Below are 12,041 nucleotides of genomic sequence, written 5' to 3'. Positions count from 1 at the left end.
GCATTGTCCGCCCGGTCATTCAGGCTACCTTTACTGCTCACTTTCCACTTCACCTCATGAACAGTCTTGCCCAACTGACTTCCGGGCCGTGGGGCGCACTGCCCGGCGGCGACGCCGTCCGGCTCTACACGCTGCGCAACGCGCAAGGCATGAAGGTGACGGTCAGCGACCTCGGCGCGACGCTCGTCTCATGGCTCGCGCCGGACCGCGCGGGCCGCCTCGCGGACATCCTGCTCGGTCACGACACGCCCGCCGCCTACCTCGAAGCGACCACCTACATGGGAGGGCTGGTCGGCCGCTGGGCCAACCGCATCGCCGGGGCGCGCTTCACGCTCGCCGGCATCGACTATGCACTCGATCGCAACGAGAACGGCAATCTGCTGCATGGCGGCGCGAACGGCTTTCACCGGCAGCTCTGGCAGGTGGAAGACGACCGCGGCTCGCTGCTGCTGCGCCTCGACTCGCCCGAAGGCGACGGCGGTTTTCCCGGCAATGTCGGCGTGCAGGTGCGCTATACGCTCGACGACGACGGCACGCTCACGATCGAATACGAGGGCGTGAGCGACGCGCCCACGCCGCTCAATCTCACGAGCCACGGCTACTTCAATCTGACGGGCGAGCCGGGCGCCGATATTCGCGGCCACGTGCTCACGATCGATGCGGACGCGTTCCTCGAAGTCGATCTTCAGATGATTCCCGTGCGCATCGCCGACGTCTCGGGCAGCGCGTTCGATTTCCGCCACGGCGCGCCGCTCGGCGCGCGGCTCGACTGGCCGCACGCGCAGCTCTCCCGCGCGCACGGATTCGACCACTGCTACGTGCTGCGCGCGCCGGAAAACACGGCGGGCACACTGCACGCGGCGACGGGCCGCTGGCCGCTGCGCACCGTGGCGCGCGTCTACGAGCCGGGCAGCGGGCGCGAGCTCGCGGTCTCGACCGACCAGCGCGGCTTGCAGCTTTATACGGGGAACTATCTGGAAGGACAGCCGGCGCGCCGGGGCGCGCCGTGCGTGCGCTACGCGGGGCTGTGTCTGGAAGCGGGCGGTTTCCCGAACCAGATCAACATGGAAGCGCCCGCGTGCGAAGAGGTGGTGCTACAGCCTGGCAAACCGTACCGCCAGGTCACGCAGTATCAGGTGAGCGTACTCGCCTGAAGCCGGGTGCAAGCGCCGGCGTGGATCAGGACACCTTGTCGTACTGATACACGCCGCGGCCGGTCTTGCGGCCGAGCTGACCCGCCGCGACCTTTTCACGCAGCAGCGGACAGGCACGATACTTCGAGTCGCCGAAGTCCTTGAGGAACACGTCCATCACCGACAGGCACACGTCGAGGCCGATCAGGTCCGCCAGCGCGAGCGGGCCGATCGGATGATTGGCGCCAAGCTTCATGCCCGCGTCGATTTCCTCGGCGCTCGCAATGCCTTCCGCGAGCACGAAAAACGCTTCGTTGATCATCGGCACCAGAATGCGGTTCACGACGAAGCCCGGGGCGTTCTTCACGGCGATCGGCGTCTTTTCGAGGCGCACCGCCATCTCGCGCACCGACTCGGCCACCTGCGGGCTCGTTTGCAGGCCGCGAATCACTTCGACGAGCGGCATCATCGGCACGGGATTGAAGAAGTGCATGCCGATGAAGCGCGACGGGTCGGCGAGCGTCGTGGCGAGCGCCGTGATCGAGATCGACGAGGTGTTCGAAGCGATGATCGCGTCGGGGCGGGCCGCGGCCTCGATCTGCTTGAGGATGCGCGTCTTGAGCTCGGCGTTCTCGGTCGCCGCCTCGATCACGAGATCGACGCCGGACAGGCGCTGGTAATCGGTGGACGTCTCGATGCGCGCGAGCGCGGCATCGCGCACGCCGGCATCGAGCTTGCCCTTCGAGACGAGCCGCTCGAGGCTGTGCGTGAGCGCGGCGACGCCCTTGGCGAGCGCCGCGTCGGTCACGTCGATCATCACCGCCTTGAGCCCCGCCACCGCCACCGCCTGAGCAATGCCGTTGCCCATCGTGCCCGCGCCCACGATCCCTACAGATTCGATTGCCATCCTTCGCTCCTCACTCCTTGTCTGCGACGCCGGCGTGTCGCCTATGGAAAATGCCGGTCATGCGGCGCGTGGTGCACCGCACCAAAGCCCACAGTGTAACGGGTTGGGAGAAACGACCGGAACTCACTTGACAGGGGGGCGTGCACGATACTGCCGCCGCCGCAAAGCGCGCGGCGCCGAAGCCTGGGAGCGCAAACGCTCAGGCGCCGGCGAGGCGGCCGTACTCGATCGCGCTGCGGGTATAGAAAAGCTCGATGCCGCCCGCTTCCAGCGTGACGAGGAGCGCGTCGATGCTGGGCTCGTCGGCGACGATCAGCACTACGGCCGGTTCGTCGGCCAGATCGAAGAAGTGAGCGGCGTGCAGCTTGCCGTGGGCATCGAGACCTTCATAGCCTTCCAGCACGGTGATGCCGAAACAGCCCTGGGCGCGCGCGATGTCGATGATCCACGAGACCGCGGACTTGTGGCCCTTCTTGTGCTTGCGGCTCGTGTAGAGCGTGAGTTGACTGCCTGCGGGCACGGGAACCTCCATGCAGCCGCTCGTGCGGCGAATGGCCGCCGCGCAACAGGCGGCATACGAAAAAATTCTAGCACGCACCCGTGCGGGCGCTGCCGCGCTAGAAGTTGTACTGGAAATAGATCTGGCTGAAGTTCAGGCCGGGGTCCGGCTGCTCGATGTCCGCATTCGAAATGTGCTCGAAGCGAAATCCCAACTGATAGTTGCCGTGCTCGCCGAACTGCGCGCCCACGCCCACCACGTCGGCGAACTGGAACGACGACGACATCGTGCGAAACGGCGTCTGGCGCACGTGCGAGAGGAAACGGATGCCGATGCCCGCCTCGAAAAAGGGCTTGAACCAGCCGGTATCCTTGATGATGCGAAAAACCGGCGTCAAACCGAATTCCCAGGTGTTGGCATAGATGGCGTTGGGGTCGTCGAGCTTCCAGTACGCGACGTGCGCCTCGCCCACCAGCGTGAAGTGATAGCCGCCGAAGTGCCACCATTGCAGACCCGGATCCCACACGAGGCCGAGGTCGAGCTTCTTCACGTCGTTATCCGCAACGCCCGCGCCGAACTGGATGCCGAACGTATTCTCCGCATGGGCGCTGACCGCGGCGAACGCGCAGCACGCGGCGGCCGCCCCGCTCACGATCCGGCCCCGCCAGGCCGACTTTCCTGGTCTCACGTTTGCCCCGACTCGAACGATCCGGCACGACGCGCTGGATAAAGCCTATCGACTACGGCAGTGCGAATGACAGCCAAAAGCACACATGTTCACTAATGACCGGCGCACCTATCAGTCGGGAGTGTAGCCTCGAAAAACGAAGGTGCCCGTTACCGCGCCCACACAATCCTGGCGGGAGCCAGGCATGCCCGGAGCGCATGCGCGCTTCTTGACCCATCGCTTTCTTTCTAACGACTGCATGGGATAAATGGGGAGCACCGGCCATTCTGCGGAGGAATTTCCGGCAATTGGCATAGGCCGCTGTTAGTGGCATCGCCGCTATTGCCGCGAGTGCTGCCATCGCACTGTTGAGACGTTCAATCGTGCGTTGTACCCAAATTGAGGACAGACAACGCCCAGGGCCCTCGCATAATCCGCCTAAATTGTGATCCGCGGCAAACAACAAAGGTATAACCCTTGCCCCGCTCACGTCCCGGTGCTTCGGAGGAGACCCATGAGCCCAATCCCGCAAGGGCACGCGTCGCGCGTGCCGCAATCGTGCGCGCAAGCGCAGTCCAGCCATGCAGCCGCCACCGAGCAGGTCACGCGCAAAGTCTCGCGTCATCTGCTCGGCTTCCTGTTCCTGCTGTTCGTCGTCTCGTTCCTCGACCGCATCAACATCGGCTTCGCGGGATTGACGATGATGAAGGACCTCGGCCTGTCGAGCACGCAGTTCGGCTTCGCCACCACCCTCTTCTACGTGGCTTATATCGCGTGCGGCATTCCGGGCAATCTCATGCTCGCACGCGTGGGCGCACGCCGCTGGATCAGCTTCATCATGATCGCGTGGGGCCTCGCCTCCACCGCGACGATGTTCGCCTCCAACGCCACCACGCTCTACTGGCTGCGCATGCTGGTCGGCGTGACCGAGGCGGGCTTTCTGCCCGGCATGCTGCTCTATCTCACCTGCTGGTTCCCGAGCGCGTGGCGCGCACGCGCCAACGCGCTCTTCATGATCGCCATGCCCGTGACGGCCGCGCTCGGCTCCGCGGTCTCCGGCTACATCCTCAAGCTCGACGGCCACGCAGGGCTCGCGGGCTGGCAATGGCTCTTCGTGCTCGAAGGTATGCCGGCGGCGCTGCTCGGCTGCGTGGCGTTCTTCTATCTCGACGACACGCCGCGCGCCGCGCGCTGGCTCAGCGCCGAAGAGAAAAGCACGCTCGAAGCCGCGCTGGCCGAACCGGGCGAAATGCACGCCATGCACGCAGCGCATACGACGCCCGGCACCCAGCCGACGCAGCCGCCCGGCCTCTGGCAGCAACTGCGCTCGCCCGTAGTGCTGCGTTTCGCAGCGGCGTACTTCTGCCTCGTCAACACGCTCGCGATGGTCGCCGTATGGGCGCCGCTGATCGTGAAGGGCTTCAGCGCCGGTGCGAGCAACGTGACGGTGGGCCTCGTCGCGACGATTCCGCAGCTCGTGACCATCGTCGCGATGATTGCCTGGGGCCGCCGCTCCGACCGCCTCCAGGAGCGCAAATGGCACCTCGCCGCGCCGATGCTGCTCTCCGGCCTCGGTTGCGTGCTGACCGCGCAAGGCGGCGCACCGCTCGTGCAGTTGCTGGGCGTATGCCTGGCCTCGGCGGGCTCCTATACGGCGATGTCGATCTTCTGGACCACGCCCGACCAGGCGTTCACGCCGCAGGCACGCGCGATTGGCATTGCTGTGATCAACGCGATCGGCAATATCAGTTCGGCGGCGAATCCGCTCGTAGTGGGCTGGCTCAAGGATGCGACGCACAGCTACGCCGCAGGGCTCATCTATTCCGCCGTGCTACTCGTGCTCGGGGCCGTGATCGTCGCGACGCTGCCGCTCGGACGCGAGAAGGAAGTGAAGGCCGTGCCGCGCGCGGCAGGCTGAGGGCAAACCCCGCGCGATGGCGCGGGGTGCCTGACGTGAAGCGCTGACTGTCGGCCCGCCTTGCGCGGGCCGAATCGTTTAGCGCTCCGCGCCTGCGCCGCTGCGGCGCGTCGTGAAGCCAGGCAAACGCTTCACAAAACCGGTGGCCAGCGCGGTGCCCACCAGAATCGCGGCGCACGCCTCGACCATCCCCATCGAGACGCGCTCACCGAGAAAGAGCGCGCCCCACAGAATGCCGAAGATCGGAATCACGAACGTCACCGTGATTGCGCGCGCCGGGCCGATGGCTGCGATCAGCCGGAAAAACAGCAGATACGCCACGCCCGTACACGCCACGCCAAGCCCCAGCACCGCCGCCCACGAATGCAGAGAAATGGGCGCGGCCGGCCAGGTCGCCACGGCGAACGGTGCGAGCACGAGGCTTGCGCCCGTCATCGTGCCGGCGGCCACCGTGAGCGGATCGACGCCCGTGAGGTGACGCTTCGTGTAGCTCGCGGCAACGCCGTAGAGCGCCGCCGCGACCAGTGCCGCGAGTGCGGCGAGCGCCGCGCTCGTCGACGACGCGCCATCGCCCGCGTGCGTCGAGATCTGATCCCAAACCAGCGCCAGCACGCCCGCGAAACCGATCACAAGTCCGACGACGCGCAGACCGCTCAGCCGGTCCTTGAGCCAGAAGTACGCAACCACGGCGCCCCACAGCGGCGTGGTTGCGTTGATGACGGACGTGACGCCGGCCGACAGCGTGAGCTCGGCCCATGCGAACAGACAGAAAGGCGCGGCCGAATTAAGGATGCCGACGACGAAGAGCGGCCAGGCGCGCTCGCGCAGCGAGCCGATCGCCTCACGCGCGGGACGTCGCGAGAACAGCACGATGAGCAGAAACAGCGCGCCGATGCCGACGCGCAGCGCCATCAGCGGCGCCACGCCGAAGTCGGTCACGCCGACACGGATAAACAGAAACGACCCACCCCACAGGGCGGCGAGGACGATGAGTTGCGCGAGTTCGATGGGATTCATGGTTTGAGGTGCTGGGTGAGCACGGCATTGCGCGCGCGGGAGTACGCGTATCGTAAGGCGAGTGAAGCTCGCCGTATAACGAAGGATTCTCACCGATATGTGAGAAAAATTGACAGCCGGATCTTGCGGTGTCATCGATCCGCGCGCTTGAGCCCTATTCGCACGCAATTGATCAAATCCTGCGCGCGCTCATGGTTCACGATGTCGTGCTCTGGCAAACTTGCTCGAATTTCGCAAATTTGCTAATATTTCCCGGGCATGTGGACGATTACGTACTACAGCGAAGCGACTCGGCAACAAGTCGCCAGGCTCCCAGCGGGCATTCTGGCCAGTTATCTCAGACTCGCGGCGGCGATGCAGGCCCATGGCGTCGATTTGCGCATGCCACACTCACGCGCAATGGGTAACGGACTGTTCGAGCTGAGACCCCGTGGGCCCGAAGGTATTGGGCGCGTGTTCTACTGCACCCAAGTCGGCCACCGGATCGTCGTTCTGCACTCATTCGTCAAAAAGGCGCGCGAAACGCCGGAGGCCGAATTGCGCATTGCCCGCAAACGCATGAAGGAGGTTCAAGGAAATGGCTAAGGCCAGGCCGGGTCGCGAGGCCACCGGACAATTCAAGCCGGTACCGCATGACGAGGCGTTCGTGAAGAAGATGTTGACGAACCCTGAAGTCAAAGCAGCGTACGAAGCTCTCGATGAAGAGTTCTCGGCGCTGGATGCCCTGCTCACCGCACGCAAAGAGGCCGGCCTCACCCAGGCACAGGTCGCTCAACGCATGGGCACGACAACTTCAGCCGTTTCCCGCCTGGAGGCATCGCTCGCGAGCGAGAAGCATTCGCCGTCGTTCTCTACGCTGCGCAAGTACGCTGCGGCCTGCGGCAAGAGTCTGCGGATCTCGCTCGTGTAACTTCCAGGTGGGTACGCGGAGCGTGCCACCGATTTTTCTCGCACAAAAGACAAAGCCCGCGCAATCTTTCGATTACGCGGGCTCTATTTTCTGGTCGGGGCGAGAGGATTTGAACCTCCGACCACCTGCACCCCATGCAGGTACGCTACCAGGCTGCGCTACGCCCCGAGAGCTAGAAAGTATAACAGAGGCTTTCTCTAATTAGAACCACTTCGCGAGTAAATCTTGAACAATCCGCATGACTGATTCGCATGAGCGCGAACGGCCCGTTCGAACAACCCGCATGCAGGCGTTCAGAACGACGCCTCACCGACCCAGCGCATCGAGCACATGCAGCAGCTCCTTGCGCAACTGATCGACATCAACCAGCGCCATCGTGCCTTCAACAACGGGCTCACCCGATGCTTCGGATTGCGCGCCCTCGCTGACCATCGCACCATGCGAATCAAGACGATTGCGCGCACCGTTGATCGTGAACCCCTGCTCGTAAAGCAGCTCGCGTATGCGCCTGATCAGCAAGACCTCGTGATGCTGGTAATAGCGGCGATTGCCTCGCCGCTTCACCGGCTTCAACTGCGTGAACTCCTGCTCCCAATAGCGCAGCACATGGGGCTTCACGCCACACAGTTCGCTCACCTCGCCAATGGTGAAGTAACGCTTGGCCGGTATCGGAGGCAAGACGACCTTTTCGCTTGTCGATGTCATCGCCGGGTTGCCGTCGTGGTGGTTGCGCAATTAGGCGTTGCCGCCTGGGTCCTTGTAGCCCGCTCATTCCGCTCAATCCATACACGCCCGCCATCTTGCCACCAGCGCGGGCGCGCTAACTCAAAGCGTCAACGCGGGAAGCTCGCCTCGGCGCCGCTCTCCACGAGCGCCTTCAGCTTCTGACTCGCATGGAACGTCACGACGCGGCGCGCGGCGATAGGAATCGCCTCGCCCGTCTTCGGATTGCGGCCAGGACGTTGCGGCTTGTCGCGCAACTGGAAATTGCCGAAGCCCGACAGCTTCACGCTGTCGCCGCTTTCAAGCGCGTCGCGAATCACTTCGAAGAAGGCTTCGACCATGTCCTTCGCTTCGCGCTTGTTGAGACCGACGTTGTCGAACAGCAGCTCAGCGAGTTCGGCTTTCGTCAGCGTGGGCGTGTCGTTCGTGGCGCTTGCCGACGAGGCAGGAATGTCGCGAATCATGGCGCTACGCTGTGCCGCGAGAAGGGCTTCGAAATCACTCGAGTTCATTTCGTTCATCTATCTATGAAATGGCGCGCTTCCGGTTGCAAGAACGTCTTGCAACCTCGCAAACCGGAAGCCGATGTCGGTAGGTGATGAGCCGTGGAGCTTATCCGCGCAACCGGGCGCCATGCACTCGAGCCAGGCGATCCACCAGGGACTTGATGGCCGCATCGACCGTTTCGTCCTGAAGGGTTCCGCCAGTATCTTGCAGGGTCACCCGGAAGGCAAGGCTTTTCTCGTCCGCGCCAAGTCCGGAAGTATTTGATTTTGCACGAAATTCATCGAACAACGCAACCCTCTGCACAATCCGGCAAGGCTCGTCTTGCATGCCCTTCTGGAACTCGTCGAGCAGCGCTTGCACTTCAATCTTTTGATCTACGACAAGAGCAATGTCACGACGGACAGGCGGGAATTTCGAGACGTCGCCAGGCGCTGCCAGCTCGCGCGCCATCAGCGCCTCGGCTTCAACCTCGAAGAGGATCGGTGCGTGCGGCAGATCGTACTTCTGCATCCAGCGCGGATGCAGCTCGCCGATCCAGCCCACGGCACGGCCATCGACTTCGATGCGCGCGCTACGTCCCGGATGCAGCGCAGGATGCTCGGCCTTCACGAAACGCGGCGCTTTTGCCACGCCAAGACCCGCGAACAGCGCTTCGAGATCGCCCTTCATGTCGAAGAAGTCCACGCCGCGCGTCTGCGCGCCCCACTGCTCTTCGAGCGCGGGACCGTAGGCGAGCGCACCGATCATCTTCGGTTGTGCGAAGCCTTCCACCGTCATCTCGCCTGCCTTGATCGACGGATCGTTCAGGAACACGCGGCCCGACTCGAACACGCGCACGCGGTCAGCGCGGCGGTTGAGGTTGTGGCGCAGCACGTTGATGAGGCTGCCGAACAGCGTCGTGCGCATGACCGAAAGCTGGCTTGCGATCGGGTTGAGCAGCTTCACGGGATTCGCATTGCCCGCGAAGTCCTGCTCCCACTCGGCGTCGACGAAGCTGAAGTTGATCGTCTCGGCGTAGTCGCGCGCGGCGAGCGCGTGGCGGATCGCGTGGATCGAGCGGCGCGTTTCGTTCGTCGCGCGCATTTCGCTGCGCGCAACCGGCGGCAGCGCCGGAATCTTCTCGACGCCGTAAATACGCGCGACTTCCTCGATCAGGTCTTCCTCGATCTCGATGTCGAAGCGGTACGGCGGCGGCGTCACGCTGAAGCTCTCGTCGCCCGCATTGTCAACGCTACGTTCGAACGTGAGGCCGAGGCGCGTGAAGATTTGCGCGATCTCGTCGGCGCTGATCTTCACGCCGATGATGCGGTTCGCGCGCGCGACGCGCATCTTCACCGCTTCGCGCTTGGGCACGTTCACGGTTTGATCGTCGATCGGGCCGGCTGCGCCGCCGCAGATGTCGATGATCAGTTGCGTGATGCGCTCGATGTGCTCGACGGTCGTCGACCAGTCCACGCCGCGCTCGAAACGATGGCCTGCATCGGTCGAGAAGTTGTAGCGGCGCGAGCGGCCACGAATGCTGTCCGGCCACCAGAATGCGGCTTCGAGATAGATGTTCGTGGTGTCGAGCGTCACTGCCGTGCTGTCGCCGCCCATGATGCCCGCGAGGCTTTCGATCTCGCGGTCGTCGGCGATCACGCCGACGGTTTCATCGACTTCGACGGTGTTGCCGTTGAGCAGCTTGAGCGTTTCGCCCTTCTTGCCCCAGCGCACGTCCATCGAGCCGTGGATCTTGTCGAGATCGAACACGTGCGACGGGCGGCCGAGTTCGAGCATCACGTAGTTCGAAATATCGACGAGCGCCGAGATGCTGCGCTGGCCCGAACGCTCGAGGCGCTCGACCATCCACATCGGCGTCTTCGCGTGCGCGTTCACGCCGCGAATCACGCGGCCCGAGAATCGCCCGCACAAATCGGGCGCCGAGATCTTCACGGGCAGCTTCTCATCGAGCTTGACTTCGACCTTCGGGTACACGGGCGCTTCGAGCGGCGCGCCGGTGATCGCGGCCGTTTCGCGCGCGATGCCGTACACCGAAAGGCAATCGGCCTTGTTCGGCGTGAGCTTGATTTCGAAGATGGTGTCGTCGAGATTCAGCGCTTCGCGGATGTCCTGACCGATCGGCGTGTCTTCCGGCAGGATCATCAGACCGCTATGGTCTTCCGAGAGCTTCAACTCGCGCGCCGAGCACAGCATGCCCTGGCTTTCCACGCCGCGCAGCTTCGAGAGCTTGATCGCGAAGGGCTTGCCGCCCTCTTCGGCAGGCGGCAGTTCCGCGCCCACGAGCGCCACGGGCACCTTGATGCCGGGCGCGACATTGGGCGCGCCGCACACGATTTGCAGCGTCGCGCCGGTGCCGGCATCGACCTGCGTGACGTTGAGCTTGTCCGCGTCCGGGTGCTTCACGACTTCGAGCACGCGGCCCACGACGATCTTCGTGGTGGGCGGCGCGGCCGGGCTCAGGCCTTCGACTTCGAGGCCGGCCATGGTGAGTGCGTGGGCGAGTTCATCGGTCGTGAGCTTCGGATCGACAAAGCTTCTCAGCCAGGATTCGGGGAATAGCATTTGGTTTTACGTTCCAGACAGATTGTGACCGTCGCGAAGGCGGGTTCCCGCGCACCTTTTTTCAGGTGCAGCGTCCGCCTCGCGCACTGCTAACGCGTGCGTCGCCGTTTCAGGCGAACTGACGCAGGAAGCGCAGATCGCCTTCGAAGAACAGGCGCAGGTCCTGCACGCCATAACGCAGCATCGTCAGGCGTTCGAGGCCGCTGCCGAACGCAAAGCCGATATAGCGCTCCGGGTCCAGACCCATGTTGCGGATCACGGTCGGATGCACCTGGCCCGAGCCCGAGATTTCGAGCCACTTGCCGGCGTTCTTGCCGTGCTCGAACATCATGTCGATTTCGGCCGACGGTTCCGTGAACGGGAAGTACGACGGGCGGAAACGCACCTGGATGTCGTCGCGCTCGAAGAACTTCTTGAGGAAGTCGGTGTAGACACCCTTCAGGTCTGCGAAGCTGATGTTCTCTTCGATCCACAGGCCTTCGACCTGGTTGAACATCGGCGAGTGCGTGGCGTCGCTGTCCACGCGATACGTGCGGCCCGGCACGATCACCTTGATGGGCGGCGTGTGCGCGCGCGCGTAGCGCACCTGCATCGGACTCGTGTGCGTGCGCAACAAAAGCTGACGGCCATCGGCGTCCTTGCCGTCCACGTAGAACGTGTCCTGCATGGAGCGCGCCGGATGGTTTTCCGGGCTGTTGAGCGAGGTGAAGTTGTACCAGTCGGTTTCGATCTCGGGACCGTCGGCCACGTCGAAGCCGATCGAGCCGAAGATCTGCTCGACGCGTTCCCACGTCTGCATCACGGGGTGCAGGCTACCCGTGCCCGTGCCGCGGCCCGGCAGCGTGACGTCGATCGCCTCGGCGGCGAGACGCTGGTTGAGCAGCGCGTCGGCGAGCGCCTGGCGGCGCGCGTTAAGCGCGGCTTCCACCTGCTGCTTGACGGCGTTGATGCGCGCGCCCTCGGTCTTGCGCGTTTCCGGGTCGAGCTTGCCGAGGCCCTTGAGCAGTTCGGTCAGCGCGCCGGACTTGCCGAGAAAGCGGGCCTTTTCGTTTTCAAGCGTGTTGACGTCGGGGGCGCCAGCGAACGCGCGTTGCGCGTCGGCGACAATCTGGTCCAGATCCATTGATCCCATCTTTTCAGCGTCAGAGTTTGAGACTTGGAGCCTCTCCGCGCTCGCGGCACGCCATGGTGACACCTG

Annotated in this window: 12 protein-coding genes and 1 tRNA gene; 4 read left to right on the top strand and 9 right to left on the bottom strand. The window is 64.1% G+C overall.

Annotated elements, in window-relative coordinates:
• The first annotated feature begins 56 nt into the window (after window positions 1-56).
• Window positions 57-1,154 (top strand): aldose epimerase family protein, encoded by a 1,098-nt coding sequence (locus tag C7402_RS37610; protein ID WP_116614157.1) that lies wholly within the window; start codon window positions 57-59, stop codon window positions 1,152-1,154.
• Window positions 1,155-1,179: 25 nt separating this feature from the next.
• Here the strand turns inward: C7402_RS37610 and C7402_RS37605 are convergent, their stop codons facing one another.
• The 3 genes from C7402_RS37605 to C7402_RS37595 form a co-directional block, all read right to left on the bottom strand.
• Window positions 1,180-2,040, bottom strand: coding sequence for a 3-hydroxybutyryl-CoA dehydrogenase (locus C7402_RS37605; protein ID WP_112176749.1), 861 nt, complete (start codon window positions 2,038-2,040; stop codon window positions 1,180-1,182).
• A 199-nt stretch (window positions 2,041-2,239) separates the two neighbouring features.
• Window positions 2,240-2,572 carry a DUF190 domain-containing protein gene (locus tag C7402_RS37600; protein WP_112176748.1) on the bottom strand — a complete coding sequence of 111 codons (333 nt, stop codon included), beginning with the start codon at window positions 2,570-2,572 and terminating at the stop codon, window positions 2,240-2,242.
• Window positions 2,573-2,657: 85 nt separating this feature from the next.
• Complete coding sequence (locus C7402_RS37595) at window positions 2,658-3,227, bottom strand: acyloxyacyl hydrolase (RefSeq protein ID WP_224040185.1); 570 nt, start codon at window positions 3,225-3,227, stop codon at window positions 2,658-2,660.
• Between the two features lie 493 nt (window positions 3,228-3,720).
• Between C7402_RS37595 and C7402_RS37590 the strand changes: the two genes are divergently transcribed.
• Window positions 3,721-5,124, top strand: a complete 1,404-nt coding sequence (locus C7402_RS37590) for an MFS transporter (RefSeq protein WP_116614156.1) — start codon at window positions 3,721-3,723, stop codon at window positions 5,122-5,124.
• Window positions 5,125-5,202: 78 nt separating this feature from the next.
• Here C7402_RS37590 and C7402_RS37585 read toward each other — a convergent pair whose 3' ends face one another.
• Entirely contained in the window at window positions 5,203-6,141 is a 939-nt protein-coding gene (locus C7402_RS37585; protein WP_116614155.1) for a DMT family transporter, read from the bottom strand.
• 258 nt (window positions 6,142-6,399) lie between these two features.
• Between C7402_RS37585 and C7402_RS37580 the strand changes: the two genes are divergently transcribed.
• Window positions 6,400-6,726 (top strand): type II toxin-antitoxin system RelE/ParE family toxin, encoded by a 327-nt coding sequence (locus tag C7402_RS37580; protein WP_116614154.1) that lies wholly within the window; start codon window positions 6,400-6,402, stop codon window positions 6,724-6,726.
• A gap of 70 nt (window positions 6,727-6,796) precedes the next feature.
• A complete protein-coding gene (locus C7402_RS37575) occupies window positions 6,797-7,051 on the top strand; it encodes a helix-turn-helix domain-containing protein (protein WP_224040201.1) in 255 nt (84 codons plus the stop codon).
• Window positions 7,052-7,142: 91 nt separating this feature from the next.
• On the opposite strand, the gene C7402_RS37570 is transcribed toward C7402_RS37575, so the two are convergent.
• From C7402_RS37570 to pheS, 5 genes are all read right to left on the bottom strand, one after another.
• A tRNA-Pro gene (locus C7402_RS37570) sits at window positions 7,143-7,219 on the bottom strand.
• Window positions 7,220-7,357: 138 nt separating this feature from the next.
• Window positions 7,358-7,756 carry a MerR family transcriptional regulator gene (locus C7402_RS37565; RefSeq protein WP_112176811.1) on the bottom strand — a complete coding sequence of 133 codons (399 nt, stop codon included), beginning with the start codon at window positions 7,754-7,756 and terminating at the stop codon, window positions 7,358-7,360.
• A gap of 128 nt (window positions 7,757-7,884) precedes the next feature.
• Window positions 7,885-8,295, bottom strand: a complete 411-nt coding sequence (locus C7402_RS37560) for an integration host factor subunit alpha (RefSeq protein WP_028204248.1) — start codon at window positions 8,293-8,295, stop codon at window positions 7,885-7,887.
• Between the two features lie 91 nt (window positions 8,296-8,386).
• A complete protein-coding gene (gene pheT / locus C7402_RS37555) occupies window positions 8,387-10,843 on the bottom strand; it encodes a phenylalanine--tRNA ligase subunit beta (RefSeq protein ID WP_112176745.1) in 2,457 nt (818 codons plus the stop codon).
• Window positions 10,844-10,952: 109 nt separating this feature from the next.
• Entirely contained in the window at window positions 10,953-11,966 is a 1,014-nt protein-coding gene (gene pheS / locus C7402_RS37550; RefSeq protein ID WP_165842092.1) for a phenylalanine--tRNA ligase subunit alpha, read from the bottom strand.
• Window positions 11,967-12,041: the final 75 nt, after the last annotated feature.

The sequence above is a fragment of the Paraburkholderia unamae genome (assembly GCF_003096875.1).
Classification (GTDB): domain Bacteria; phylum Pseudomonadota; class Gammaproteobacteria; order Burkholderiales; family Burkholderiaceae; genus Paraburkholderia; species Paraburkholderia unamae.
This window is presented reverse-complemented; position numbering and strand designations above follow the sequence as displayed.

Coding starts and splice junctions, on each gene's coding strand:
- C7402_RS37610 (WP_116614157.1), top strand. CDS start 57: ATGAACAGTCTTGCCCAACTGACTTCCGGGCCGTGGGGCGCACTGCCC.
- C7402_RS37605 (WP_112176749.1), bottom strand. CDS start 2,040: ATGGCAATCGAATCTGTAGGGATCGTGGGCGCGGGCACGATGGGCAAC.
- C7402_RS37600 (WP_112176748.1), bottom strand. CDS start 2,572: ATGGAGGTTCCCGTGCCCGCAGGCAGTCAACTCACGCTCTACACGAGC.
- C7402_RS37590 (WP_116614156.1), top strand. CDS start 3,721: ATGAGCCCAATCCCGCAAGGGCACGCGTCGCGCGTGCCGCAATCGTGC.
- C7402_RS37585 (WP_116614155.1), bottom strand. CDS start 6,141: ATGAATCCCATCGAACTCGCGCAACTCATCGTCCTCGCCGCCCTGTGG.
- C7402_RS37580 (WP_116614154.1), top strand. CDS start 6,400: ATGTGGACGATTACGTACTACAGCGAAGCGACTCGGCAACAAGTCGCC.
- C7402_RS37575 (WP_224040201.1), top strand. CDS start 6,797: ATGTTGACGAACCCTGAAGTCAAAGCAGCGTACGAAGCTCTCGATGAA.
- C7402_RS37565 (WP_112176811.1), bottom strand. CDS start 7,756: ATGACATCGACAAGCGAAAAGGTCGTCTTGCCTCCGATACCGGCCAAG.
- C7402_RS37560 (WP_028204248.1), bottom strand. CDS start 8,295: ATGAACGAAATGAACTCGAGTGATTTCGAAGCCCTTCTCGCGGCACAG.
- pheT (WP_112176745.1), bottom strand. CDS start 10,843: ATGCTATTCCCCGAATCCTGGCTGAGAAGCTTTGTCGATCCGAAGCTC.
- pheS (WP_165842092.1), bottom strand. CDS start 11,966: ATGGATCTGGACCAGATTGTCGCCGACGCGCAACGCGCGTTCGCTGGC.